Source organism: Burkholderia sp. AU15512 (assembly GCF_002223325.1).
Taxonomy (GTDB): domain Bacteria; phylum Pseudomonadota; class Gammaproteobacteria; order Burkholderiales; family Burkholderiaceae; genus Burkholderia.
In genome coordinates, this window is the sequence record NZ_NKEX01000006.1 from 2637952 (window position 1) to 2662593 (window position 24642).

Consider the following 24642-nt stretch of genomic DNA (forward strand, 5'->3'; position numbering starts at 1 on the left):
TTTTGGCTGACGACGTCGCACGCCGGATCGTCACGCCGACCTTCGCTTCGAGCGCGGCAAGACAAATCGCTGCGACACTCGGCGGATCGCATGAACCCTGCCTGTTCCTTTACGCGCCTCCCAGCGCCTCTGCCACCCTCTCGATCAGCGCCCGCACCCGCCGCGGCTGCACGGCGTTGCCCGGATAGACGATCTGCAGATCGACGTCGCCCGGCGAGAACGCGCGCAGGACTTCGACAAGCGCGCCGGACGCCAGATCCTGCTCGACGTCGACCAGCGACTTCAGCGCGACGCCGTGCCCCGCGACGCACCACGCGCGCACGAGTGCGCCGTCGTTGGCCACCCGCCGGCCGCGCACCGTCACGCGCCGGGGTTCGCCATCGATGCTGAACGGCCATTCGGCATACAGCTCTGGCCCGAAGCGCATCACGATGCAGTCGTGTGCGGCGAGATCGTCCGGATGCCGCGGCGTGCCGTGCGCTGCGAGATACGCGGGCGACGCGCACACCACGCGCCGCGCACGGCCGAGCGAACGGCTGCGCAGCGAACTGTCGGCGAGCACCCCGCGACGGATCGCGAAATCGAGCCCCTGCCCGACGACATCCACGTAGCCGTCACCGAGATGCAGATCGATCGTGACGCCCGGATGCTCGGCCAGAAACGCGTCGACGACGGGCACCACGCGCTCGCGCCCGAGATCGGCCGGCGCGCTCAGGCGCACCGGCCCCGACAAGGTCTGCACGCCGAGCCGCACTCGGCCTTCGAGTTCATCGGCCTCCGCCAGCAGGCGCCGCGCGCCGTCGACGAGCATGCGGCCTTCGTCGGTCAGGCTGATCGCGCGCGTCGTGCGCGTGAGCAGCGTCGCGCCGTAGTGGCGCTCGAGCGCGGTCAGCCGCTCGGACACGGTGGCCGGCGACAGCCCGAACTCGCGGCCCGCCGCGGCCAGTCCGCCCTTCTCCACGATGTGCAGGAACAGCGCGAGGTTGTCGAGCAGCATTATTCGCTCCTTCCGAACGATATTTTCGAAGTCTGCCCAATTATCCGAAATATCCGCAAGCGATACAGTGTGCCAACGCTGGCCTCGCGGCCGCCCCTCGACCGGTCGATCCCCCAAAGGAAACCCGCCATGGAATACCGCACCCTCGGCCGCTCCGGCCTCAAGGTTCCTGCCCTGAGCTTCGGCGCCGGCACGTTCGGCGGCACCGGCCCGCTGTTCGGCGCATGGGGCAACACGGGCGTCGACGAAGCGCGCCGCCTGATCGACATCTGCCTCGAAGCCGGCGTGAACCTGTTCGACACGGCCGACGTGTATTCGGACGGCGAATCCGAGCGCGTGCTCGGCGCCGCGATCAACGGACGTCGCGACCAGGTGCTGATCTCGACGAAAACGGGCCTGCCGACCGGCAGCGGCCCGAACGACGCGGGCACGTCGCGCGCGCGGCTGGTCCGCGCCGTCGACGACGCGCTGCGCCGCCTCGACACCGACTACATCGACCTGCTGCAACTCCACGCGTTCGATGCGAGCACGCCGGTCGAGGAAGTGATGTCGACGCTCGACGATCTCGTGCGCGCGGGCAAGCTGCGCTACATCGGCGTGTCGAACTTCGCCGGTTGGCAGATCATGAAGTCGCTGGCGGTGGCCGACCGGCACGGCTGGTCGCGCTACGTGGCGAACCAGGTCTACTACTCGCTCGTTGGCCGCGACTACGAGTGGGACCTGATGCCGCTCGGCGCCGACCAGGGGCTCGGCGCACTCGTCTGGAGCCCGCTCGGCTGGGGTCGGCTCACCGGCAAGATCCGGCGCAACACGCCGCTGCCCGAAGGCAGCCGCCTGCATGAAACGGCCGGCTTCGGGCCGCCGGTCGACGATGCGCGCCTGTACGACGTGGTCGATGCGCTCGACGCGATCGCCGAGGAAACCGGCAAGACCGTGCCGCAGATCGCGCTGAACTGGCTGCTGCAGCGCCCGACGGTGTCGTCGGTGATCATCGGCGCGCGCAACGAGGAACAACTGCGGCAGAACCTCGGCGCGGTCGGCTGGGCGCTGACCGACGCGCAGGTCGCGAAGCTCGATGCGGCAAGCGCGGTGGAAGCGCCTTATCCGTACTTTCCGTATCGGCGCCAGCAGGCGTTCGCGCAACTCAATCCGCCGCTGCGTGGGTAAGCGCCGACGGCCTCCCTTTTCACGGGAGGCTTGCAAATTCAAGCGTTGTTCCGGAACCATCCAGACTCGACAAAACGGCGGCTGGCGATCACATTGACATATCGGTAATTCTCGATATACTCGCTGCCCATGGAATTGCTCGACATCTTCAAAGCCCTCTCGAACCGGACTCGCCTTGAAATCCTGCAGGGTTTGAAGGACCCCGTGAAGAACTTCCCGCCGCAGGATGAAGGGGACGTTCATACGGTGGGCGTCTGCGTCAGCAGTATTCAGGAAGGTGTCGGGCTGTCGCAATCGACGGTGTCCGATTATCTTGCGACGCTGCAACGAGCCGGCCTGGTGGAAGTCAGGCGCATCGGCCAGTGGACCTACTACAAGCGCAACGAAGCAGCCATCAGTGCGCTGGCCAAGGCCATCGGGAAAGACCTGTAATTTTTTGCCCCATGATATCGATAATTCCCGATATCCCTTTTTATCGAAACGCGGAGATGCAATGAAAGCGCTGTTGCTCAAGTCATTTGGCGGCCCGGAATCATTCGAACTACGTGACGTACCCAAGCCGGCGCCGCACGCCGGGCAAGTCCTGGTTCGCGTCCATGCCACCTCGATCAATCCATTGGATTACCAGATCCGACGGGGAGACTATCCGGACCTGGTACCCCTTCCGGCCATTACCGGACACGACGTATCGGGCGTGGTCGAAGCCGTCGGGCCCGGCGTGACGGCCTTCTCGCCGGGAGACGAAGTCTGGTACACCCCGCAAATCTTCGACGGGCCGGGCAGTTATGCCGAGTACCACGTGGCGGCCGACAGCATCGTCGGCAAGAAGCCGCCTTCGTTGAGCCATCTCGAGGCGGCCAGCCTGACCCTGGTGGGCGGCACCGTTTGGGAAGCACTGGTCGTGCGTGCGGCGCTTCGTGTGGGCGAAAGCATTCTGATACACGGCGGTGCGGGAGGCGTCGGCCATGTGGCGATCCAGCTCGCGAAAGCCATCGGTGCAAGGGTGTTCACGACCGTGCGCGAAGCAAACGTCGAGTTCGCCCGAAGCCTGGGTGCGGATGTGGTCATCGACTACGAACAGGACGATTACGTCGACGCCGTCATGCGAAACACCGGTGGCCGCGGCGTCGATGTCGTGTTCGACACCATCGGCGGCAACACCCTGTCGCGCAGCCCCGATGCGCTCGCCCAGCTTGGCCGCGTCGTCACGATCGTGGACATCGCCCAGCCACAAAACGTCATTCAGGCGTGGGGCAAGAACGCGAGCTATCACTTCGTTTTCACGCGACAAAACCGCGGCAAGCTGGATGAGTTGAGCGCGTTGATCGAACGCGGACAGCTGCGGCCACACGTGGGCGCCGTCTATTCCCTCGCCGACGTTCCGCTCGCGCATGCCCTGTTGGAGCGTCCCAACAACGGGCTTCGAGGAAAAATCGCGATCGCGGTCGAGCCGTCGGCTTATCCCGAACCTGTTGCCGGTACTCGAGCGGCGTGATCTTTGCTCGCATGTGGACCGGAGCAAGCTGCGCGTGATTCGCAGGGCGCCGCGAGCATCAGGGTTGCGAGAGGGCCGAACCAGTCTGCCCTAAGCTCTGCCGGCGTGATCGCAGCAGGTTCTGACGGACAGTCGACATCGTGAGAATGATGCGGATCGTGGCACCATGAAATGCGGTCGCCATGGGCCTACTCATGAGGCCGCGAACTTCCTATCGTAGAGACCTGCGACGCGCCTGCCGGATCGGCGGCGCGCCCTCTTCTCATCGACAGGTCCGCCAACATGAACGCCAACGACACCGGACTGACCGTACGCGCGGTCACGGAACACGACTACGACCAGTGGCTGCCGCTGTGGGACGGCTATAACCGCTTCTATGGCCGCTTCGACGATACGGCCCTGCCCCTGCGGGTCACACAACTCACGTGGTCGCGCTTCTTCGACGGCTACGAACCGGTGCATGCGCTCGTCGCGGAGCGCGCCGGCCGGCTCGTCGGGCTCGTGCATTTCCTGTATCACCGCAGCACGACGCATATCGGGCCGACCTGCTACCTGCAGGACCTGTTCACGCTCGACAGCGAGCGCGGCAAGGGTGTCGGCCGCGCGCTGATCGAAGCCGTGTACGACGCTGCGCGTGCGCATCGCGCCGAGCGCGTCTACTGGCAGACGCACGAGACGAACCACACGGCGATGCGGCTCTACGACACCGTCGCGGCAAAACCGGGGGCCGTGCTCTATCGGAAGGAGTTGTCGCGCTGAGCGGAACGGCGAAACAGGGGCAGCGCCATGTCACAGATGGCCCCGCCCGATTGAAGACCACGATCGCTTCCGGAAACAGCCGCTTCGGCAAACTGGGTAGCCCCTGGGATACAAGACCATCCTTTCGGCCGATTTTTGTGTCCCCGGGGCTACTCAATCAAGCCACCGGCCGCGCCTTCATCCACAGAAACAGCGGCACGCGCGCCCACTGCTTCAACTGATCCGTATCGGCGTGGTCGGGCGGCGGCTCGCGCAGCGACACGATCGCGAACCCGGCCGCTTCCAGCGCCTCCATGTAAGCCTGCAGCGGCAGCGACCAGCCGGCGAAGTGCATCGACAGCCCGTCGCGCGTTTCCACGCCATCGAAATGCTCCCGCCCGAAATAGCTGCCCTTCAGCACGAACGGCGCATCCGGTTGCGGCCCCGCGAACCCGCCGCGATCGCGGAACGGATGCACGAGCGAGATGAACAGCGTCCCGCCCGGCTTCAGCACGCGGCGCGCTTCGTTCAACGCGCGCTGCATGTCGTCGAGATCCATCAGCACGTTGTACGCCATCACGAGATCGAAGCTGGCCGCGTCGAACGGCAGCGACGCCGCGTCGGCCAGCTTGTAGCGATGCGCGGAATCCGCGTGACGCGCGGCGTCGAGCATCGCGGGCACCACGTCGGTCGCGGTCACGTCGTAGCCGAGCGCCTTCAACTCGCGGCTCACGCGGCCTTCGCCGCAGCCGATCTCCAGCGCGCGGCCGGACTCGCGGCCAATATAGGCCGCGAGCCCCGCGCGGTATTTCCAGAACGCGTCGTGCCCCGGCTTGCCGGCCCAGTCGATCCATTGGTCGGCGACCTGCGTCCAGTGTTCGGTGATGGCTGTCGTGTCGGTCATGTGCGCTCCCGCCCGGTGTGCGTCGTTGGCTCAGGATGCGCATGGTAAGCCGAAGCGGCGGAACGCGTCGGCGGGGTGCGCCGCGCAGCCGGTTTCCGTTTCCGGCTGCGACGTTCTACAGTGACATAAAACAATCTGCGCCGTTGCACGTCGCCGTCGTTCGACGATGCGCACCCGATTCCGAGGACATCCGATGCCGAGCATCCTGGCCGCGCCCGCCAATCTCCCCCCGAGCCCCGTCGCGGCCGAAACGCGCATGGTGCACGACGTCGCGACGCTCAAGCCGTCCGACTACCGTGGGGCGGACGGTGCGTCGTGGGTCATCGCCACCGTCACGCCGGCCGCGGACAGCGGCACGAACGTGACCGGCACGACGTACTTCGACACCGCCAAAGGCCAGACCGTCCCGGTGCCCGACGCGCGACGCCGCTATGCGAATCGCGGCACGTGGCAGGTCGTCGCGAGTTCGAGCCCGTCCGTGCCCGCCACCGGCCGCTACGACTGGCTGACGCTCGCGTGGCTGCCGATCAACCGGCGGCCGCTGCCGCAAACGCCCGAGCACCTGTATTCGCCGTTCATTCGCGGCGGCACGATCGTGTATCGATGGAATCCGGCCGCGGAAGGCGGCGAGCAATTCGGCAACGTGCGGATGATTTTTCCGGAATGGACGCAGCAGGTGGCCGATGCGTTGCGGGCGGCTCCGGCAGCGTCGCCGGACGGGGCGAGCGCGTCGGCCGCACCGCCGCCGCTCGATCGCCTGAAAGCGGACACGAATCCGATGACCGCCGTGCTCGACTTCAGCGATGCGCTGCGCGACGAGCCCGTCGAGCGGATCGTCGCGCGGCTGCCGGGCCTGCTACGCGTGAAGGATCTGCACGAACTGTCGGCGATCGTGTTCCTGTGCCTGTCCGGATCACGCGCCGAAGACCGGCCGCGCTTCGCGGAAATGATCAACGGCTCGATCGCGTCGACCGACGACAGCGCGCGCCTGCTCGCGATCGCCTACGGCGCGTTCGCGGCCGGCCGGGCGCGGCCTTATCCGTTCAACGATGCGGGGCAGACGGCGCGGATCAACGACGTGTTCGGCGCGTTGAAGCGGCGCACGGCGGCGCTCAATGTGCCGGTTGGGGAAGGTTCGCCCTGGTATGAGTTCTTCACCGCGTATCGGCTTGGCGGGGCCGTGTCCGGCAACGGACAGTGATCGCGCGTACGGGTCAGCGCCGCGAGGATCGCGGATGCGCAGCCCGTCGGGCGACGGCGGTGGATCACATGCCACCGCCAATGAATGGTTTCGCCGATCGAGAACCGACCGTCGTGCAATGCGCGAGTGAATGCCCGGTGCTCGCATCTGGCAGCGGTCCTATTCCGTTTGATCAGCCGACAGGAGTCGGTTCGCGGCCGCGCCCACCGGCCGCCACCAGGCATTCACGCCCGCACGCTCGATGACAAAAAATCGGCCGCCCGGGGGAGAGCGGCCGTCAAGGAGAGATCCCTGTACGGGATGCCGGCGGACACCACTCCGGACCGGCCTGGGTATTGTTGATGAACGCGATTCCGATGACCATCAGACCGGTCTGATTTGCAGCCTGCCCGCCTGAAAATCACGGAGCCCTGAGCCTGCCGCCTCCATCGAATCCGCAACGCGCCGTTACGTTCTCGACGGGAACCCCCATACGCGGCGACCTGTCGAATCGCCGCACGACCGTCGACGGCATCATCGCCGTGGCGGACAATCCCCTCTCCAGCCCCGCTCGATCACGTCCCGCCCTTTCATGCTGAGCATTGGTCCCTTCTCGATCCGCGTCGTCGCGGTAGCCGTCGCCGCGCTGCTCGCGTGGCTCGTCGCCCGTTTCATCCAGCGTCGCCCGCCGGACGGACATCACAAGACCGCATCGAGCCTGATCCTCGATGCGTTGCTGTTCGGCCTGCTCGCCGCGCGCATCGGCTACGTCGCGCAGTGGTGGCATGAATACGCCGCCGCGCCGCGCTCGATCATCGCGCTCGGCGACGGCGGCTTCGACTGGCGCATCGGCCTCGCGGCGGGAATCGTGTTCGCGGGCTGGCGCCTGCGCCGCCTGACCGCGCTGCGTCGCCCGGTGATGGCCGGCATGCTCGCGGGCGTGGCCGCATGGGGCATCGCGCAGGGCACGTTCACCACGTTGCAGCACGGCGCGCCGCCGCTTGCCGCGTTGCAGCTCGAAGCGCTCGATGCCACGCCGGTGCCGGTGCAACGCTTCGCGGGCAAGCCCGTCGTCGTGAACCTGTGGGCCACGTGGTGCCCGCCGTGCCAGCGCGAAATGCCGATCCTTGCGCAAGCGCAGCAGGAGCATCCGGGGATGACGGTGCTGATGGTCAACCAGGGCGAAGACGCGCAAGCGGTGCGCGCGTTCCTCGAACAGAAAGGGTTGCGGTTCGATCACGTGCTGCTCGATCGCACGCTGCACGCGATGAAAGCCTACGGTTCGCGCGGGCTGCCGACGACGCTCTTCTTCGACGCGAAAGGCAATCTCGTCGAATCGCACATGGGCGAGATCACCGCCGCGCGGCTGAAGGATGCGGTGGCGGACCGCTTCGGGCAGTAACGCGCGTCGTCCAAAGGGCAGCCGCGCCTTCACGTCCGCGCCTCGACCGCAGCCACGGGGCCGGGCCGGGACTTGTTCCGGCAGATGGACGCGCTGCACGCGCCAGGCCAGATCGCGCGCGGCGGAACGTGCGACGCCGAAATCAGACTCGTCCGATTGGCCCTGCCGGATGCCATCCGTAAACTCCGGCGCATGATTTCCGCACTCCAGTCCACCTTCGACGCGCTGCGCGACACCGTCGCGCGTTGCACCCGGCGCCCCGCGCTCCTCCGCAACCTCGACATCGTGGTGCTCGCACTGATCGTCGCGAGCGTGCTCGTCGTGATGGCCGACAGCGTGCACGACCTGCACGAACGGTACGGCCACGCACTCTATGCGGCCGAATGGGCATTTACGCTGCTGTTCACGGCCGAATACGTGGTGCGATTGCTATCCGCACCGAAGCCGCTTCACTACGTGCGCAGCTTTTTCGGGATCGTCGATCTCGTGTCGATCCTGCCTACCTATCTCGCGTTCTTCTTCCCCGGCCTGCATGCGCTGATCGACGTGCGGCTGCTCCGGCTGTTGCGCGTGTTCCGCATCCTCGGGCTGTCGATCTATCTCGAGGAAGGGCAGATGCTGATGCTGGCACTGACCCGCGCGCGGCGCAAGATTTTCGTGTTCATCGGCGGGATGTTCGTGCTGACGGTGATTCTCGGCACCGTGATCTTTCTCGTCGAAGGGCCCGAGAACGGCATCACGAGCATTCCGGTGGGCGTGTACTGGGCGGCCGTGACGATGAGCACGACCGGCTACGGCGACCTGACGCCGCATACGCCGCTCGGCCGGCTCATCACGTCGTGCGCGATCCTGCTCGGCTACGGGATCATCGCGTTTCCGACCGGGATCATGGGCGCGGAGCTGGTGGCGTCGGCGCTGGAGCGCACGCGTGCCAACGCACGCCCGGCCACGGGCGATGAACCGTGCTGCCCGCATTGCGGCGTCGCGCTGCCTGAGCGCGGTGCGAGCGACACGCCGCATCCAAAATAGGCCCCGTCCTATTCAGCTTCACCTCCCCTTGTTCGAAACTGGGTTTATCGAGCGGTTCGGTCGCTGCATCGCCGGTCGTCACGACACGCGATGCGCACCTTGGATACGCCGCTCGTCTTCCAGCCATTTCGATAAGGAGTTCACATGATCATTCGATCGACCCTGGCGATGCTCGCCGCCGCTACGCTGACCACCGCCGCTTCCGCGCAAGTCCTTCAGGAAGGGAATCTTTCACTGACCCTGGCGACCGAAATCGCGCAGCAGACCATCCAGGCCTGCTCGGCGAGCGGCTACAGCGTGGCCGTCACCGTCGTCGACCGCAGCGGCGTCGCACGCGCGATGCTGCGTGCCGACCATGCCGGCCTGCATACGGTGGATGCGTCGCAGCGCAAGGCCTATACGGCGCTGTCGACGAAGACGCCGACCGGCACGCTCGCCGCGAATCTGCAGAAGAACCCGGCCGCCGCGCAGATGACGGCCATCGACGGGTTCCTGGTGCTGGGCGGCGGCGTGCCGATCAAGGCCGGCGACGAAGTGATCGGCGCAGTGGGGGTGGGCGGTGCGCCGGGCGGGCATCTCGATGAAGCCTGTGCGCAGCAGGGGATCGCGCGCGTTCAGGCGAAGCTGCTGTAACGGCTATGCCCGGATCCCGGCAAGTCGAATCGACAAGGTAACGTTACGTTACGGCGTGACGACTCTCCGGTTCCGGGCGCCGCCGTGGAATGTCTGCCATGCCGGACCATGTGCCGCCCAGCGCCGCCAGACGTCTGGCGGCCTGGGTACATATACCCCATCTGTAGGGTCGTTATCACGATGTAGACGCGAGTTCCGGTGTCTCGTACCGGTCAATCCGATAGCCAGAGATTTCGTCGTCGGGCACATTGAAGCGCCGTAACCACGCTTCGCTCACGACGGTCGCGCGAAAGAAAGGAGCAACGCCGTTGATCGTGCCGTCCTGCAGGCTATCGATCGTGGCGGCGACGATCGGAAGCAGAGCGCGCGACACATCGTCGATTCGTCGATCATCGCAGTGCTCGAGTAGAACGGGTATCGCTACGCTTAAATCAGCTCAATCGCTTCGCGCAGCTTTTGGCATGTCTGAGGTAGTCCTGTGGCTTCCAGCTTGTCGAGATACTCACCAGCCGAGAGAGGCGGCCTCTTGAGCCGCGATCGGACTTCCTTCACCGTTGTTAGGGTCTGAACGGGATCCAAGTCGTATTGGGAGGTCAAAAAGTCGTCGGGGGGGTTGCGGACAAAATCTTGGACTACCTTGGAGGTAGTTCATGTATTCGTACGAAGACCGGGTTCGAGCGGTTCGGCTCTACATCAAGTACGGTAGGAGCGCGGCGGCAACTATTCGCGAGTTGGGATATCCCTCGCGGAAGAACTTGGCACGATGGTACCGTGCGTTCATTGAGGTTGGCGATTTGCCGGCGGGCTATCGCCGCTCCAGGCCACGATACTCCGCCGAACAGAAGCAGATCGCGGTCGAGCATTATTTGAGTCATGGCTGCAATTTTGCCGCGACCACGAGAGCACTGAGGTATCCGTGTCGCGCAGTGCTGGCCGCGTGGGTCCACGAGCTGCGCCCTGATATTCGGAAACGTCTTGTCAGCAATGCTCCGAATGTGCTGTCGTCCCCAGCGTTGAGGCAGGCAGCGGTCATTGAGCTGTGCACCAGAGACGAAGGTGCACGCGTGATCGCGGAAAAGATAGGCGTGAGCAGGCCGACGCTATACAACTGGAAAAATAAGCTACTCGGTCGTGAGGCTCCGGCATCCATGAAACGCCATAAGAATCTGGCATCGGCCCCTGAGCGGGCAGAACTGGAGCAGCAACTGGAATCGCTTCGACGCGACATACGGCAGTTGCAACTCGAACACGACATCCTGAAGAAGGCCAATGAACTGTTAAAAAAAGGTCTGGGCATCGACCCGCGGCTCCTGAGCAATCGGGAGAAGACGACGCTGGTTGATGCCCTGAGACGAATCTATGCACTGCCAGAGCTGCTCGCCGTATTGGGTCTTGCCCGCAGTTCCTACTTTTATCATCGCGCACGACTGCTTGTCGCTGACAAGTATGCTGGCATGCGTCGCGTCATCACAAACATCTTCGAACTCAATTACCGTTGCTACGGCTATCGCCGGATACGCGCGGCACTCGGTAAGCAGCAGGTCTTCATATCGGAGAAAGTCGTGCGACGTTTGATGAGGCAAGAAGGCTTGGCCGCTGGCAGTTCCCGCCGGCGTCGCTACGGCTCCTATCAAGGAGAAATAGGCCCCGCGCCAGAGAACCTCATCAATCGTGATTTCCGGGCGGCAGCGCCGAATAAAAAGTGGCTCACCGACATTACGGAATTTCAGATTCCAGCCGGCAAGGTGTATCTATCGCCCGTGATCGACTGCTTCGATGGGCTCGTTGTCAGTTGGTCGATCGGCACGCGTCCGGACGCCGATCTTGTGAATACCATGCTCGACGCAGCGATCGAGACGGTGGCCGACGGCAAACACCGTCCAATGGTCCACTCCGATCGCGGTGCGCACTATCGCTGGCCCGGGTGGCTCTCACGGATGCACGATGCCAAGCTGATTCGCTCGATGTCGCGCAAAGGTTGCTCGCCCGACAATGCGGCATGCGAAGGTTTCTTCGGCCGGCTGAAAACGGAGCTGTTCTATCCCCGGGGCTGGCAGGCTACAAGCATCGAACAGTTCATCGAAGCGGTCGACTCTTACATCCGCTGGTACAACGCCAAGCGGATTAAGATCTCGCTTGGCTCACTGAGCCCGCTCGAATACCGGGAGAGCCTCGGACTCGCGGCATAAACCAGTCCAAGATTTTAGCCGCACCCCCGGGGTGAAGAATTTCAATGCCGTGGTTGAGAGCCACGTCGTCGCCCGGGAAATCCTTCATGTTGAACGTCACAATTGCGTCTGCATGGCCGACAATGGCTGCAGCCAATACGTGACGGTCATTCGGGTCGGGGAGCACTAGCGACTCGACGAAAGGCTTATACCCGGTAATCAGACAGTCCGGTACAGACTCGTCCATCATCTGACGAGTGCGCTGCAGTGCTTCAGGTTTCACGTCATCGCGCTGCTTGAGCAAATTCCGGATCCACTCGTCGTGGATGTCTTCTGTCCAACGGGCGCGAAATAAACCCGCCACCGACAGACTGAGCATCAAGTCTCGTACCGGGGCGGGATACAGAACACAGGCATCGAGCACCGCTGTGTAGGCGATATACCCTGCCATCAATACCCCATGCCAAGTTCTTGTGCTTGATCAGAGAGTGCCGCCAAAGCATCGACAGAAGCTTTTCTACGCTCCTCTTTGAATTTCAGCGCATCTTCCAAGCTAATGCGCCGATGCTTCCCGACTTTGTGGAACTGGATTTTTCCGCTTTCCAGTAGCCCCACAAGATACGGGCGCGACACATTGAGAAGCATCGCTGCCTGCTGCGTAGTTAGATCCATTGATTGCGGCAAGACAGCAACCGGCTTCCCTTGCGATAGGGCTCCAAGCATGTTTGCAAACAGTCGCAGAACTTTGGGGGGCAAGCGGAGCAAAGGTGTGCCGTCGGTGACGCGTTCGACCCCATCTTCAACGAGCGCAAGGTTTACCGCTTTGGAGTGGTCAAGCGCTGCAACGATACAGCGTTGCGCCGTCTTCGCCAGTTCCACTTCCTTTTCATCTAAGACGGTATCGAGCAGGTCATTTTTGCTGAGCATGGTGCTTCCTCGCGGGACTGATGTTTCGTCATGGCATTTGTACTTCCAGCCGTTGACGCCGAAGCACTACCTTTTTTCAGGAGCCTTGGTAGCGACAGCAAATTGCTACGCAATTTGCTGTCGCTACCAAGGCCCTTCAAACTCATTGTAAACGCAGTATACGAAATAAACGAAATATTCGCAACAGCTCGGCATACGTGATTAGGGCAGCGTCGGCGATCACGACAGCTCCAAATCCTTGCAGTGCGCCATCAGCTTCGGCAGATCGTCGCCATGCACGGCGCTGTCGCCGCCCGGCACGTCGGGCGCGTTGAGCATCGACCAGCCGGCCACGGCCACCGCGAAGCCGCCGCCGATCCGCAGCGCTTCCATTGAAATCCCGAAGAAATTCAACACCGGCGCGCCGATGAAAAAGATCACGAGCAGCGTGAAGAACACGTTCGTCGCGAGCTTTTTCGACAGCGTCGCGCGCTCGGCCTCCGTCAGCGATTACGTGCGTTCGAGAAACACGAACGCCATGCCGAACGGATTGATGATGCCGATCAGGCCGGTGAAGCCGAACAGGATTTCAGAGATCAGGCGGTCGACCGGCATCGCGATCGTGCTCCTCGGTAACGAACAGGAAATAAAAAAAGGCGACCGGTCGAGATGACCGGCCGCCATGAGGACACACCTCAAAGTCCGGCGCGCGCGGGGGGTGCCCCTATGTCCTTCGTCAAGCGTTAGGGGCGGACTTGGGTTGGTAAATGGTGCCGTCGCGCAGCATGGCGAACAGGACGTCGCAGCGTCGCCGTGCCAGCGCGATGAGTGCTTGGTTGTGGCGCTTGCCCTGCTGGATCTTGCGCGCGTAGTAAGCCCGCGAGACAGGATCCCGCAATGCCGCGAAGGCGGATAGGAACAAGGCGCGCTTGAGCACCTTGTTGCCGCGTCTGGATGGGTGCTCACCACGGATGGATGAGCCTGAGCGCCGGGTGACCGGGGCAAGACCAGCGTAGGCCGCCAAGTGGGCGGCCGAAGCGAACGCTTTATGCGCGACCTCGGTCAGGAGTCTGGCGGCGGTCCTGACGCCGACTCCCGGCATGCTGGTCAGGACCGGCCAAAGAGGGTGAGCAAGCACCAGTCGCTCAACTTCGGCGGCGACCTCGTCACGTTGCTTACGCAAGGCCGCAAGCTGCTGGGCCAAGCGAGGCATGACGATGGTGGCGGCTTGCGTGCCGGGCACGGTCACGGCTTGTTCGCTGAGTGCCTGAACGATCTCGGTCGCCAAGCCTTTGCCCATGCGCGGTGCGAGTTTGGTCAGGCGGTTGGCGAGCGTCTTCTCGCTGGTGGCGGCAAGCGCGGCTGGCGACGGGTAGCGCTCAAGCAGATCGAGTACCGCTGGATGATCGAGGCGCGGTCCGAGAACGCGTTCGAGAGCGGGATGGATCTGGGTGAGCAAGCCGCGAATGCGGTTGCTGGTTTGAGTGACTTGGTCGGCGAGATCGTCGTCGAAGCCGCACAGCATGGTGAGTTCGGCGAGCTGCTCGTCGGCCAACCGAAGCGAGCGCAGTGTGTGCGGCATCGAGCGAGCGGCTTCGGCAATGATCGCGGCATCGCGGGCATCGGTCTTGGCTTCGCCTGCATGTAGGTCGGCGATGCGGCGCATAGCCAGTCCCGGCAGATAGGCGACGAGTACGCCTTCGGCGCGGGCGACGGCTACAGGAAGCGCGCCGATGGTGGATGGCTGATCGACGACGAATAGCAGTTGACCCTGAGTCTTGAGCTCGGCGATGAGGGCTCGCAGCTTGGCCTCGTCGTTGGGTAGCGCCTTGTTGTACAGGCGCTTGCCGTTCCGATCAAGCGCGACGGCATGATGCTGGCCTTTACCGACATCGACGCCGATGAAGACATCGACGGCGCCATGTTGTTGAGTGTCTTGCATCGAAGTATGAGCAGAGTGAACGGATTGGCCTGCAACAACGGTGGCAAGTCTCGGCATCCACGTTACGGACGGCGTCGGGATATCCCGGCCAAACCCCTATTAGCGATCACCAGCCACCCACCAGGCCCGGTGACAACACCCCCCGGATCATGACTGCGACTGGGGGCGAGAATCATGCCGGGCCTGGCTGGCCAAAGCCCCAATTATCGGGGCGTGAAGATAGTAACGGGGCGCGCCGACCCGCAGAACCCCGATTGTCGATGAAGCGCGGCGTGCGGAAAATCAGTCGCGTCTGATTTTGCGGAGCGATGGTCGACGCGATTCCCCCGTGCCAATGGCCGATGGGTCTCGTCGCATGTCGGGAGCACACAGAAGATCACGCGGTAAAAAAACGGCGGCCAGTCGTGACGAGCGGCCGCCCAAGAGAGGAGAAACTTCCACGAATCGTCACGGCTTGTGGTGTGAACGCACCGCGCATCAGCCGCAACGTTGCTGCACCGACGTACCCTGCACAGCGACGCTGCCGTCCAGTCCAGGCCCCTCAGTACCCGACCAGTCGCGTGTGGCTCGGCAGGTCGACCGTGAGATCGGTGCCGCCCGCGTCCGTCTTCGTCGACGACGCAGCCGGCCGTGCCGTATCGCGCGTCGCCGCGAGCCAGTGCGTGAATTCGGCTGCGGTCATGCCGACCGCCTGCGCGGCACTCGATGCTGGTGCAGCCGGTGGCGCATCGGCCGCCGTTGCCGCCTGCTGCGCGTGCGCCACCGCACCGTGAGCCGCAACCGCTCCGTTCTGCCCGCCACGCGCGCTCGGTGGCATGCCGCGCGCCGTCTTGCCGCGCAATGCGACCGCCGGCTGCGCCGCCGCGCGCGACTTCACGGCAACCGGCTTGGCCGCCGACGATGCAGGGCCCGCAAGCGGTACCGGCGCGGGTGCCGCCACTTCCGCGACGACGGCATCCGACGCGACGACCATCGCAACGGCCACCGGTGCGCTCGCCGACGCATCCGCGCCGGCATGCAACGCTCGGGATTCCGCGGAGACGGCCTGCGCCGCCGTCATCATCCGCGCATCCGTCGGCGCCGGGTGATCCGCCGGCACGATCGCCACTTCCGCCGGCCGACCAGTCGCATGCGCCACCTCGGCTGCCGCGACAGCCGCCGTCGGCGCGATCGAAATCGCCGCCGCGTACACGTTGCCGGGCGTCGCCACATGCTGGCGCTCGTCGATCAGATGCGTCGCCACCACGCACACCACGCCGAACATCGCGGTGGCCAGCAGCGTCATCTTCCAGCGGCGGCGCAACGGATGCGGCCTGACCCACGCGCGGTTGTCCGAACCGAAATCCTCGGCGCGAACCGGCCTGGCGGCCCTCGCCGCCTTCGCGCCGCGTGCCGGCGCGGCGGCCTGCACGCGCCGCTGGCCATGAATATCGAAAACGTACTGTCGCGCACGCCGGCTCGCCACGAACGGCCGACGTCGCCGGCCATACGGCGGCGGCACGTCCGAGAACGGAAGTGCCAGCGGAATCGCGTAATGCCCGGTGATGTCCTGCATGCTCATGATGTCGGCGACGTATCGCGCAGCTTCCGCCGCGGCAATCCGTACGTGCTCCTGTAGTTGAATGGTCGGCTTCGAGTATCGCCGCCGGGCCGTCGCCGAACAATCGGACCAGGCCGTATCCGAGGCGACACGGAGATCGGCCCAGTCCTACAGTCGTGTCAATCATCGTCAAGCGCATCGGCACGGTGTCCTGCAGCGTCCGACACGTTGCGATGTGTCCCATCCTGTCGGCGTCGCGGAGAACCGGACGGTCGAATCCTCGCGGGCCGACGGCCTGCCATGCGCGGCCCGACCACTCAACTCCCGCGATACACCGACGCGTACCACGGCGTACACAGCAGCGGCACGTGGTAGTGCTGCGCCGGATCGGTCACGGTGAAACGCACGGGCACGATGTCCAGCAGCGCGTCCGGCACGTTGAAATGCTCGCCGAGATGAAACCGCAACTCGAACGTCCCGCTGCGCGCCAGATCGCCGTCGAGCATCGGCGCGTCGTTGCGCCCGTCCGCGTTGCTGACGGCCCGCGCAACAAGCGCCGGCGGCCGCTCGCCCAGGTCGAACAGTTCGATCCGCACGCCGGTGATCGGCTTGCCGCTGGTCACGTCCAGCAGGTGCGTGCTGATGCCAGCCGCCATGTCGCGCTCCTTTTACGTTGTCGCGGCGGGCTCACGTGCCGCGGTAATACGTGTAGTGCCACGGGCCGAACTGCACCGGCACGTGCAGCCGTTGATCAGCACTTGCGATCCGGAACCGGATCGGCACCGTCGTCAGGAACGACGGCTTCGCCCCTTGCGCATCGATCGCTCGATCGCGGTAATACGCGTCGACATGCAGCAGCAGCACGTACGAACCGGCGCGATACACATCGCCCGCGAGCAGCGCGCCGCTCGTGCCGCCTCGTGCGTCGACGGTCGCGGTGCGCAGCGGCACCTCGCGTTCGCCGTCGACGCGCGACAGCTCGACGCGCAGCCCTTCGGCCGGCACGCCATGCAGCATGTCGACGATGCGCACCGTCAGGTCGGGATGCGCATTGCGCCACCTGCCGCGCATCGCACCCCACGCCTGATCGGTCGGTGTGGCCTCGGCGGCCCCGGCGGGCGCCGACGCCAGCGCACCGCCGCCCGCCAGCGCCGCTGTCGCCAGCACGAGCCTGCGTCGCCCCGTATCGATGACGTCCTTCATCTCCCCTGCCTCCTCGCGGATCGATTCGATCCCGCGCTTAGAACCGGCCGCGCAACCCGATGAACACTTCGTTCGACGACAGCTTCGACTTCAGCTGTTCGTCACGCGCGTTGATGCGGTTCGCGAAGGTGTTGAAGCCCGTCTCGACGTTGCCCATGTCGACATAGCGGTAGCCGAGGTCGATCGAGAAACGCTTGTTGATCGCGTAGCTGACGCCGGCGCCGGCCGAGTACGCGAGGTTGGTTTGCGTCTTCGACGCGAAGCGGCGCGAGTCGTTGGTCTGCCAGCCGTCGGCCGACACGATCGCGACACCGATGCCGAGCGTGCCGTACACGGAGAAGCCGCGGCCGAGATCGAAATCCTTGTAGCCGTTCAGCATCAGGCGCTGCGCCGATACGTGGAATTCGTTCGCGTTCGCGTCGAACGGCGCCCAGTAGCTCGTGAAGTTGTTGGTGCGCTTGAACACGTATTCGCCTTCCGCGCGCCAGCCGTTGCCGAACTGATAGCCGAGGCCGAGCGAGCCGGTGAGGTTCGAACCGGTGTCCGGGCCGCCGACGCGGCTTGCCACGCGCGGGCTCGTCAGCTCCATGTTCACCGCGTTGTCGAACGCGCCGATGATGCGGCCCGTCGCGTAGTAGCCGGCGTCGCCGAGTTCGGGGGCCTTCTTCGTTTCCGGCGCCGCGACGGTGTCGGCGAAAGCGGCACCCGAGAACAGCAGGGCGAGCGTGGACGGCAGGGCAAAGCGCTTGATCATGATGAGTTGGATTCCTTGACGATGAGTGACTTGTCGGAGAAGCCGTCATCGTAGGAATCGTGCCGCGATCGTTGAACCCGTTCGGCTACGGGTTGCGCCTCCGTAGCGCTACGGAGGCGTGAGAGAAACGCTAAGGCGACGACGCACCCGCGAACACCGCGTAATCGCGCACGAGCTCGACCAGCGATGCAGCCTGCAGCTTGTCGAACACGTTCGCGCGATAGGTCTCGACGGTGCGCGGCGACAACCCGAGTTCGCGCGCGATCTCCTTGTTGCTCCAGCCGCGTACGATGCCGTCGAGCACTTCCCGTTCGCGCACGCTCAGCGTCGCGATACGCGCCGCACGCATTGCGTCCGTGCCGGCGTGTGCGCCCTGTTCGCGCTGCGCCGCGTGCTGGCGGATCGCCTGCTGGACCGCGTCGATCAGCTCGTCGTCGTCCACCGGCTTGCGCAGGAAATCGAGCGCCCCGCGCTTGAACGCACGCCGGCACGCGTCGATGTTGCCGTGGCCCGTCATCACGATCGCGGGCAGGTCGCTGCGCGCGCGCAGCTCGTCGAGTGCGTCGAGGCCGCTCATCCCCGGCATCCGGATGTCGAGCAGCACGCAGCCGAGCGCCGCGGCATCGGCGTCGACGAGGAACGCCTGCGCATCCGCGTAGCAGCGCGTCGGCAGGCCGACGGAGCGCAGCAGCAACGCGAGACCGTCGCGCACGGCTTCGTCGTCGTCGACGATCGCGACGACCGACGCGTCGGGTAGCGCATTCAACGGTTCGCTCATGCGACCTCCTCTTCGGCCAGCGGCAACAGCAGCGTGGCTTCGACACCGCCCGCCGGTAAATTGCGCACCGTCAGCGTGCCGTCCTGGCGCTGCGCGAGCGTGTCGCACAGCGGCAGCCCGAGGCCGAGCCCGTGCGTGCGGGTCGTGAAGAACGGCTCGAACAGGCGTGGCAACGCATCGTCCGGCACGCCGGGGCCGTTGTCGACGACGCTGAAGCGGTAATGCCGGCCGACCCGCGCACCGCTCACGCGGATCTCGCCGCGCGAGGTGCCGGCGAGCGCATCGCGCGCGTTCTGGATCAGGTTGTGCAGGATCTGTTCGACCGCGACCTGTTCGGCGAACGGCCGCTCGCGCGGCGCCGCGTTGTGCCAGCCTAGCGCGACGTGCTCGCGCGCGCAGTCGTCGCGGTACAGGAACAGCAGCATGTCCATCACGGCATCCGGATCGATCGCATCGCGCTGGCCGGCGCATGCGGACGTCACCGCCGCGCGCAGCCGCTCCAGGATCGCTGCCGCCCGCTTCGCCTGCGCGACGCTCGTCTGCAGCGCGCGTCGCACGCTGTCGTGTTCGGCGGGACGATCCAGCAGGCGCTCGGCTGCGCGAGTGTGCGTGACGATCGCGGTGAGCGGCTGGTTCAGCTCGTGCGCGAGGCCCGCGGCCATTTCGCCGAACGTGTCGAGCCGGCCGAAGCGGTCGAGCCGCGCGCGGGCGTCCTCGCGACGGCGTGCCTCGCGCAACCGCCAGGCGACCCACGCGCCCGCGACGAGCAGCGCCGCCACCGCGTTCCACAGCGCGATCGGTAGCCACGGGAGGTCGGCGATCGTCAGCGTGCGAGTCGTATGCAACACGAACGCCTGCGGCTGCGCGGGCAGGTGCTTCTCGAGATGCATCGTCCAGCCGGGCAGCGCGCTGCCGGACTCGCGCGACAGCAAGTCGATACGACGATCGCGCAGCGCCAGCGCCGCCGATGAGATCGCCGACGACCAGTCGCCCGGCGGGATCATCTGGCGCGGATCGACCCGCACGGCCCAGCCGGAATTGGCCACCAGCCAGTAGGCGGCCGGGCCGTCGAACATCAACGTGAACGGCTTCCCGGGCCTCGGCTGCGGCGTCATGGCAGGCGCTGGCCCCCCATCGGCCTGCCAGCCCGCGCCGCGCCGCCAGTAAGCGAGCCCGTCGAGCTGCGGCATGCGCTCGCGCAGGTTGTCGAGCATGTGCGCGGGCGGCGCCGTCAGCGACGATGCACCGAGCGTCGCGAGAATCGCCTCGTGCTGCGCGGCTTTCTGCGCGAGCAGGCGGATCGTGATGCTGGAATCCTGGAAGAAGCGGCCGTATGCATCGGAGACGGCGCGCGACACGACGAAGGCCGTGCCGGCGAGGCTGAGCGCGAGCCACGCGAGCAGCGCGACGAGTCGGACGGAAGGTTTCATGAGCTAGAGCGGTTCGGCAATGGATGACGCATCGCGAGTAGCGCTGCACAGCGCGGTGGGCGGCCGACGCGATGCGGCGAAGGCGGCGAATGCCGCGGACTCGGTGCCGGCATTCCGCCGCCACACGCGACGCTCTCCATTGTCGGCAAGTCCGCACAGCCCGTGGTCCGAACTCCGTTATGTTTCCTGTCAGCCCCGTCCCAAACTTGGCGCTCACCGACAACGCCACCCGCAATTTCAGACCGGTCTGATTTTCTTCAGACTCCGAACCGACCACAATCGGCTTGCTTGTTCTCCGTGGCCTCCGGGAGACCAGGCTCCATAGTCGATATTTTCCCGCCCACCCCGGCGGGACTTTTTTTGAACGGCATCTCGCCGCTACCGCCCGGAACCCGTCCGGCCATGATCCCGCTTCCCTTCATCCGATCGCGAACGCACGCTGCGACCGCACCGCGCCGGCTTCGCCCTTTTGCATCGTGATCGACACCCCGTCCACTTCCATCGCGATCCTGACGATCGACCACCCGAGCCGCGGTGCGTTCGACGATCGCCTGCGCCGCGCGGGCTACGGCTACGACCGGCTGCGTATCGACGACATCCTGCGCCGGTCCGGCTACCGTCCGGCGCGCTTCGAGTATCTGCCCGACCTGCTCGCGGCCTGCGACACGCAGTCGTTCGACCTGTTCATCGTGCAGTGCGAAACCGCCTGCTGCCGCACGCTCGACGCGATCCGCGCACTGCGCGCGCGCTTTGCCGGCACGGTCGCGATCGTGTCGATCAGCCAGCGCGACGCCGACGCGTCGCGCGGCGCGTGCTTCATGGCCGGCTCGAACGAGCACCTGCCCTACGCGTCGCCGGCCGACACGCTGATCGCGAGCATCGCGACATGGCTCAGGTGGTCGCATCACCGCGCGACGCATCATCGCCACTGGCGGGTCGGCTGCTTCGAATTCGACTCGGCCGCGCGCATCGTGCGCGTCGCCGGCCGCGAGCACGTGCTGACGGAGAAGCACTTCCAGATCGCCACCGCGTTCTTCCTGAACCTGGGCCGCGCGCTCGACCGTGCGCACGTGAGCCAGCTCGTATGGGGCTCGCTCGTCGCGTCGCAGAGCCGGCGGCTCGACACGCACGTCGCGTACCTGCGCGACCGGCTCGAACTCGACGGGCGGCACGGCGTGAAAATGATGACGATGTACGGCTTCGGCTACCGGCTCGTGACGTGCGAGACGGCCGCGCCTTCCCCGGATGCACCCGCGCCGTGACGACGGACGCGCCGCCGCGCGCGGGGCGCGCCCTCGCAAGCCTGACAGGCCCCATTGCGCGCTGATCGGACTCCATTATCATGGGGGCACCTCGGCCGACCGCCCCGCCCCCGATGGACCACCGCGCCGCACCCGCTCACCCCCGCCCGGCCGCCGATCCCACCCCGGCCGGCCGCCGCCAGCGCGCGCTGCTGTACGGCGGCGGCATCGCCGTGACCGTCGCGATCCTGCTCGCGAGCGGGCTGATGCTCTACACGATGGCGCGCGAGGCGATTCAGGCGCGCTATACGACGTTCGCGGTGCGCCAGTTCCTCGTCCAGTTCGAATTCAAGATGCGCACGACGGGCATGGACACGCTCGTCACGCACGACGAAGCCGTGTGGAACGCGCGCCCGACCGACCCCGCCCGCGTGGCCGCGCTCGCGGCCGGCCGCGGCCGGCTCGTGATTCAGGGCAGCCCGACCTTCCCGCCCACGCTGGTGCTCGCCGACCTGTCGCCCGAGCACCCGGCCGCGTCCTACGCACACGATCTCGCGATGGCGAGCGACATGGCCTATCGCGTCGGCGCGTATGTCGCGAAGCACGATGCCGACCGCGCGATCGCAGGCTACGCGTATCGTCCCGACCGCAGCTTCGGCGTCGTCATCCCGGAGCCCGTGCCGGCCGATCCGCTGACCGCTTCGCCGGATACCAATGCGCAGACGCTCGTCGCGAAAGTCGCGGCCGGCATCGACACGCCGCCGCCGGGGCAATACCAATGGCATGCGCCCGTCTACGATCCGGTGCAGCGGCGCGACGTGTTCCGGATCGCCGGCGCCGTCTATGACGGGCACCTGCCGCGCGTGGTGTTCCTGTCGACGCTGCCCGTCGACGTGCTGCGCACACGCCTGACCATGGGCGAGACGACCGACGCGGCGATCGTCGCCGACGCTGGCGGTCGCACACTGTTGCGCGCCGGCACCGCCGCCGACGACGACGCGACGCGCGCGTCGGTCGAACGCCTCGGCGCGCGCCTGCGCGCGGCCGGGGGCCACGCCGGGCCGCGCACCACATTCGGCGACGGCCTGTTCGCGCTGAGTCAGCCGATCCCCGACACCGACTGGACGCTCGTGCAGGCGTTCTCGCTGCGCTCGCTGCTCGCGACGCTCGGCTTGCGCGCGGGCGGCTACGCCGCGCTGATGCTGGCCGTGATCGCGCTCGTCTGGTGGCTGCTCGTGCGCTTCGACCGCCGCGTGCTGAAGCCGGACGAAGCGCGCCGCCGCCGCACGATCGAAAGCGAGAACCTGAACCGCACGATCGTCGAAGCCGCGCCGTCCGGCATCGCGCTGCTGTCGCTCGCCGACGGCGCGGTGCTGCTGCAGAACGACACGATGCGCGACTACGATGCGCGCCGCGCGGGCGAACCGTCGCTGCCGGCGCGCTTGCTCGAACGCTTCGACCGCTCGGCCGGCACCGACGCGTGGCAGTCCGGCCTGCACGTGCTGCTGCCCACCGCCAACGGCGACGCGGTCGACCTGCTCGTCAACCTCGTGCGCACGCGCTACCGCGACGCGGACGTCGTGCTGGCCAACTTCTCCGACATCACGTCGCAGAAGAACGTCGAACGCGAACTCGACAACGCGCGGCAGGCCGCCGACGCGGCGAACAATGCGAAGTCGGCCTTCCTCGCGACGATGAGCCACGAGATCCGCACGCCGCTGAACGCGATCCTCGGCAATCTCGAACTGATCGGCCGTGAGCCTTTGGCCGATACGCAGCGTGAACGGCTGCATACGGTCGAAGGGGCTTCATCGGTGCTGCTCGACCTGATCAACGACATCCTCGACCTGTCGAAGATCGAGGCCGGCCAGATGACGATCGAGGCGATCCCGTTCGATCTCGCGGACACGATCCGGCAGACCGGCGCGATGTTCGAGCCGCTGGCCGCGGCAAAGGGGCTGCAGTTCGACGTGTTCGTCGACGATGCGCTGGCGTCCCGCTATCTCGGCGACCCGACGCGCATCCGGCAGATCGCCGCGAACCTCGTCGGCAACGCGATCAAGTTCACGAACCACGGCGAAATCACGCTCGAGGTGTACCTGCGCGACGACACCGATCCGGATTCGCCGATCGCGATCGGCGTCAGCGACACGGGCATCGGGATGACCGACGAACAGCAGGCCTCGCTGTTCCGCCCGTTCACGCAGGCCGACACGTCGATCACGCGGCGCTACGGCGGCACGGGCCTCGGGCTCGCACTGACGAAGCAACTCACGCAGATGATGCACGGCGCGATCGACGTGAAGAGCGAAGCCGGCCACGGCAGCACGTTCGTCGTCACGCTGCCGTTGAAGCCGGCGACCGGCGAGCAGATCGCCGCCGCGCAGGAAGCGGCGCGGGCCGACGATGCAGCGCTGCCGGCCGTCACCGCGCGCGTGCTGGTGGTCGACGATCATCCGGTGAACCGCACGCTGCTGCAGGGACAGCTCGTCACGCTCGGCTATGCGGCGGACGCGGCCGAGGAAGGCGCGTCGGCGCTGCGGCGCTGTACGGATACGCGCTACGACCTCGTGATGACCGATCTCAACATGCCGGGGATGGACGGTTATACGCTGGCCCGCGTGCTACGTGCGCAGTATCCGGCCCTGCCGGTGGTCGCGGTCACCGCGCATGCGAGCGCGGCCGAGCATGCGCGGTGCGCGGAAGCGGGGATCGTCGCGGTGCTGGTGAAGCCGGTGCTGCTGGAGACGATCGATCGCACCGTGCGGCGTCATGCGCATGCGGTGCCCGCGCGGGCGGCGGGGCGGCAAACGCTGGTCGATCTGGCCGAAGGCCCGCTGCCGCCGGACGTGCATGCGCTGCTCGACGCGAGTCTCGCACAGTCGCTGGCGGCGGCTCGCGAGGCGGTGTCGCGTGGCGATATTCCTGCGCTGCGTCACGAACTGCATTCGCTGCGCGGCGCATTCGCGACGATTCATGAGCATGCGGTGGCCGATGCGGTCGGCGAGTTGCAGGCTGTCGTGCAGGGTGGCGATTTGACGTCGTTCGATTCGCGGCTCATGCACGCGGAAAGCCTCGCGCGGGATGCGCTGCAACGGCGCACGACGCCGGCGCCTTCTGCCTGAATAGGGCCTC

23 protein-coding genes and 1 pseudogene are annotated in these 24642 nt (G+C 66.1%); 11 read left to right on the forward strand and 13 right to left on the reverse strand.

Annotated elements, in window-relative coordinates; all coding sequences use genetic code 11:
- Positions 1-109 precede the first annotated feature (109 nt).
- On the reverse strand, positions 110-997 hold the full coding sequence (locus tag CFB43_RS31210; protein WP_089497921.1) for a LysR family transcriptional regulator: 888 nt from the start codon (positions 995-997) through the stop codon (positions 110-112).
- Between the two features lie 129 nt (positions 998-1126).
- On the opposite strand from CFB43_RS31210, the gene CFB43_RS31215 reads away from it, so the two are divergent.
- The 4 genes from CFB43_RS31215 (at position 1127) to CFB43_RS31230 (ending at position 4418) form a co-directional block, all read left to right on the forward strand.
- Positions 1127-2164, forward strand: coding sequence for an aldo/keto reductase (locus CFB43_RS31215; RefSeq protein WP_089497922.1), 1038 nt, complete (start codon positions 1127-1129; stop codon positions 2162-2164).
- Between the two features lie 129 nt (positions 2165-2293).
- Positions 2294-2596 carry an ArsR/SmtB family transcription factor gene (locus tag CFB43_RS31220; protein WP_089428545.1) on the forward strand — a complete coding sequence of 101 codons (303 nt, stop codon included), beginning with the start codon at positions 2294-2296 and terminating at the stop codon, positions 2594-2596.
- Between the two features lie 61 nt (positions 2597-2657).
- Positions 2658-3659, forward strand: coding sequence for a zinc-dependent alcohol dehydrogenase family protein (locus CFB43_RS31225; RefSeq protein WP_089497923.1), 1002 nt, complete (start codon positions 2658-2660; stop codon positions 3657-3659).
- A gap of 282 nt (positions 3660-3941) precedes the next feature.
- Positions 3942-4418 (forward strand): GNAT family N-acetyltransferase, encoded by a 477-nt coding sequence (locus CFB43_RS31230; RefSeq protein ID WP_089497924.1) that lies wholly within the window; start codon positions 3942-3944, stop codon positions 4416-4418.
- A gap of 157 nt (positions 4419-4575) precedes the next feature.
- Here CFB43_RS31230 and CFB43_RS31235 read toward each other — a convergent pair whose 3' ends face one another.
- Positions 4576-5301, reverse strand: coding sequence for a class I SAM-dependent methyltransferase (locus CFB43_RS31235; protein WP_089497925.1), 726 nt, complete (start codon positions 5299-5301; stop codon positions 4576-4578).
- 193 nt (positions 5302-5494) lie between these two features.
- On the opposite strand from CFB43_RS31235, the gene CFB43_RS31240 reads away from it, so the two are divergent.
- The 4 genes from CFB43_RS31240 (at position 5495) to CFB43_RS31255 (ending at position 9545) form a co-directional block, all read left to right on the forward strand.
- Positions 5495-6502, forward strand: a complete 1008-nt coding sequence (locus CFB43_RS31240) for a hypothetical protein (RefSeq protein ID WP_089497926.1) — start codon at positions 5495-5497, stop codon at positions 6500-6502.
- A gap of 571 nt (positions 6503-7073) precedes the next feature.
- The gene (locus CFB43_RS31245; RefSeq protein ID WP_089497927.1) at positions 7074-7883 is read left to right on the forward strand and encodes a TlpA disulfide reductase family protein; all 810 of its coding nucleotides are present in this window, start codon (positions 7074-7076) and stop codon (positions 7881-7883) included.
- Between the two features lie 192 nt (positions 7884-8075).
- Positions 8076-8912 (forward strand): ion transporter, encoded by an 837-nt coding sequence (locus CFB43_RS31250; protein ID WP_089497928.1) that lies wholly within the window; start codon positions 8076-8078, stop codon positions 8910-8912.
- Between the two features lie 144 nt (positions 8913-9056).
- Positions 9057-9545, forward strand: coding sequence for a GlcG/HbpS family heme-binding protein (locus tag CFB43_RS31255; RefSeq protein WP_089497929.1), 489 nt, complete (start codon positions 9057-9059; stop codon positions 9543-9545).
- A 175-nt stretch (positions 9546-9720) separates the two neighbouring features.
- Here the strand turns inward: CFB43_RS31255 and CFB43_RS31260 are convergent, their stop codons facing one another.
- Entirely contained in the window at positions 9721-9918 is a 198-nt protein-coding gene (locus CFB43_RS31260; RefSeq protein ID WP_179254930.1) for a hypothetical protein, read from the reverse strand.
- A 277-nt stretch (positions 9919-10195) separates the two neighbouring features.
- Between CFB43_RS31260 and CFB43_RS31265 the strand changes: the two genes are divergently transcribed.
- Positions 10196-11734, forward strand: a complete 1539-nt coding sequence (locus CFB43_RS31265) for an IS3 family transposase (protein ID WP_089497930.1) — start codon at positions 10196-10198, stop codon at positions 11732-11734.
- On the opposite strand, the gene CFB43_RS31270 is transcribed toward CFB43_RS31265, so the two are convergent.
- The 10 genes and pseudogenes from CFB43_RS31270 to CFB43_RS31315 form a co-directional block, all read right to left on the reverse strand.
- Complete coding sequence (locus CFB43_RS31270; protein WP_089497931.1) at positions 11670-12164, reverse strand: PIN domain-containing protein; 495 nt, start codon at positions 12162-12164, stop codon at positions 11670-11672. The genes CFB43_RS31265 and CFB43_RS31270 overlap by 65 nt on opposite strands.
- Positions 12164-12640 (reverse strand): helix-turn-helix domain-containing protein, encoded by a 477-nt coding sequence (locus CFB43_RS31275; RefSeq protein WP_089497932.1) that lies wholly within the window; start codon positions 12638-12640, stop codon positions 12164-12166. The genes CFB43_RS31270 and CFB43_RS31275 overlap by 1 nt, the downstream gene beginning before the upstream one ends.
- Before the next feature lie 279 nt (positions 12641-12919).
- Positions 12920-13234: pseudogene (locus CFB43_RS31280) on the reverse strand (MarC family protein); the annotation flags it as partial.
- A gap of 121 nt (positions 13235-13355) precedes the next feature.
- On the reverse strand, positions 13356-14561 hold the full coding sequence (locus CFB43_RS31285; protein WP_179254787.1) for an IS110 family transposase: 1206 nt from the start codon (positions 14559-14561) through the stop codon (positions 13356-13358).
- A 541-nt stretch (positions 14562-15102) separates the two neighbouring features.
- Complete coding sequence (locus tag CFB43_RS31290; protein ID WP_256990143.1) at positions 15103-16116, reverse strand: serine protease; 1014 nt, start codon at positions 16114-16116, stop codon at positions 15103-15105.
- A 302-nt stretch (positions 16117-16418) separates the two neighbouring features.
- Complete coding sequence (gene uraH, locus CFB43_RS31295) at positions 16419-16757, reverse strand: hydroxyisourate hydrolase (protein WP_089497934.1); 339 nt, start codon at positions 16755-16757, stop codon at positions 16419-16421.
- A gap of 31 nt (positions 16758-16788) precedes the next feature.
- Positions 16789-17304 (reverse strand): hydroxyisourate hydrolase, encoded by a 516-nt coding sequence (locus tag CFB43_RS31300; RefSeq protein WP_089497935.1) that lies wholly within the window; start codon positions 17302-17304, stop codon positions 16789-16791.
- A gap of 37 nt (positions 17305-17341) precedes the next feature.
- Positions 17342-18058: an outer membrane protein gene (locus tag CFB43_RS31305; protein ID WP_089497936.1), complete on the reverse strand. Its 717-nt coding sequence runs from the start codon at positions 18056-18058 to the stop codon at positions 17342-17344.
- Between the two features lie 130 nt (positions 18059-18188).
- Positions 18189-18836, reverse strand: coding sequence for a response regulator transcription factor (locus CFB43_RS31310; protein ID WP_089497937.1), 648 nt, complete (start codon positions 18834-18836; stop codon positions 18189-18191).
- On the reverse strand, positions 18833-20266 hold the full coding sequence (locus tag CFB43_RS31315; protein ID WP_089497938.1) for a sensor histidine kinase: 1434 nt from the start codon (positions 20264-20266) through the stop codon (positions 18833-18835). The genes CFB43_RS31310 and CFB43_RS31315 overlap by 4 nt, the downstream gene beginning before the upstream one ends.
- A gap of 476 nt (positions 20267-20742) precedes the next feature.
- On the opposite strand from CFB43_RS31315, the gene CFB43_RS31320 reads away from it, so the two are divergent.
- Together CFB43_RS31320 and CFB43_RS31325 are read left to right on the forward strand one after the other, a co-directional pair.
- On the forward strand, positions 20743-21528 hold the full coding sequence (locus tag CFB43_RS31320; RefSeq protein WP_256990144.1) for a response regulator transcription factor: 786 nt from the start codon (positions 20743-20745) through the stop codon (positions 21526-21528).
- 113 nt (positions 21529-21641) lie between these two features.
- Positions 21642-24632: a hybrid sensor histidine kinase/response regulator gene (locus CFB43_RS31325; RefSeq protein ID WP_089497939.1), complete on the forward strand. Its 2991-nt coding sequence runs from the start codon at positions 21642-21644 to the stop codon at positions 24630-24632.
- Positions 24633-24642: the final 10 nt, after the last annotated feature.

What these genes read in the sequence shown, in the direction of transcription:
- CFB43_RS31245 (WP_089497927.1), top strand. Translation starts at nt 7,074, where the DNA reads ATGCTGAGCATTGGTCCCTTCTCGATCCGCGTCGTCGCGGTAGCCGTC.
- CFB43_RS31210 (WP_089497921.1), bottom strand. Translation starts at nt 997, where the DNA reads ATGCTGCTCGACAACCTCGCGCTGTTCCTGCACATCGTGGAGAAGGGC.
- CFB43_RS31225 (WP_089497923.1), top strand. Translation starts at nt 2,658, where the DNA reads ATGAAAGCGCTGTTGCTCAAGTCATTTGGCGGCCCGGAATCATTCGAA.
- CFB43_RS31270 (WP_089497931.1), bottom strand. Translation starts at nt 12,164, where the DNA reads ATGGCAGGGTATATCGCCTACACAGCGGTGCTCGATGCCTGTGTTCTG.
- CFB43_RS31275 (WP_089497932.1), bottom strand. Translation starts at nt 12,640, where the DNA reads ATGCTCAGCAAAAATGACCTGCTCGATACCGTCTTAGATGAAAAGGAA.
- CFB43_RS31325 (WP_089497939.1), top strand. Translation starts at nt 21,642, where the DNA reads ATGGACCACCGCGCCGCACCCGCTCACCCCCGCCCGGCCGCCGATCCC.
- CFB43_RS31305 (WP_089497936.1), bottom strand. Translation starts at nt 18,058, where the DNA reads ATGATCAAGCGCTTTGCCCTGCCGTCCACGCTCGCCCTGCTGTTCTCG.
- CFB43_RS31285 (WP_179254787.1), bottom strand. Translation starts at nt 14,561, where the DNA reads ATGCAAGACACTCAACAACATGGCGCCGTCGATGTCTTCATCGGCGTC.
- CFB43_RS31240 (WP_089497926.1), top strand. Translation starts at nt 5,495, where the DNA reads ATGCCGAGCATCCTGGCCGCGCCCGCCAATCTCCCCCCGAGCCCCGTC.
- CFB43_RS31255 (WP_089497929.1), top strand. Translation starts at nt 9,057, where the DNA reads ATGATCATTCGATCGACCCTGGCGATGCTCGCCGCCGCTACGCTGACC.
- CFB43_RS31230 (WP_089497924.1), top strand. Translation starts at nt 3,942, where the DNA reads ATGAACGCCAACGACACCGGACTGACCGTACGCGCGGTCACGGAACAC.
- CFB43_RS31215 (WP_089497922.1), top strand. Translation starts at nt 1,127, where the DNA reads ATGGAATACCGCACCCTCGGCCGCTCCGGCCTCAAGGTTCCTGCCCTG.
- CFB43_RS31265 (WP_089497930.1), top strand. Translation starts at nt 10,196, where the DNA reads ATGTATTCGTACGAAGACCGGGTTCGAGCGGTTCGGCTCTACATCAAG.
- uraH (WP_089497934.1), bottom strand. Translation starts at nt 16,757, where the DNA reads ATGGCGGCTGGCATCAGCACGCACCTGCTGGACGTGACCAGCGGCAAG.
- CFB43_RS31290 (WP_256990143.1), bottom strand. Translation starts at nt 16,116, where the DNA reads ATGCAGGACATCACCGGGCATTACGCGATTCCGCTGGCACTTCCGTTC.
- CFB43_RS31220 (WP_089428545.1), top strand. Translation starts at nt 2,294, where the DNA reads ATGGAATTGCTCGACATCTTCAAAGCCCTCTCGAACCGGACTCGCCTT.
- CFB43_RS31315 (WP_089497938.1), bottom strand. Translation starts at nt 20,266, where the DNA reads ATGAAACCTTCCGTCCGACTCGTCGCGCTGCTCGCGTGGCTCGCGCTC.
- CFB43_RS31250 (WP_089497928.1), top strand. Translation starts at nt 8,076, where the DNA reads ATGATTTCCGCACTCCAGTCCACCTTCGACGCGCTGCGCGACACCGTC.
- CFB43_RS31300 (WP_089497935.1), bottom strand. Translation starts at nt 17,304, where the DNA reads ATGAAGGACGTCATCGATACGGGGCGACGCAGGCTCGTGCTGGCGACA.
- CFB43_RS31235 (WP_089497925.1), bottom strand. Translation starts at nt 5,301, where the DNA reads ATGACCGACACGACAGCCATCACCGAACACTGGACGCAGGTCGCCGAC.
- CFB43_RS31310 (WP_089497937.1), bottom strand. Translation starts at nt 18,836, where the DNA reads ATGAGCGAACCGTTGAATGCGCTACCCGACGCGTCGGTCGTCGCGATC.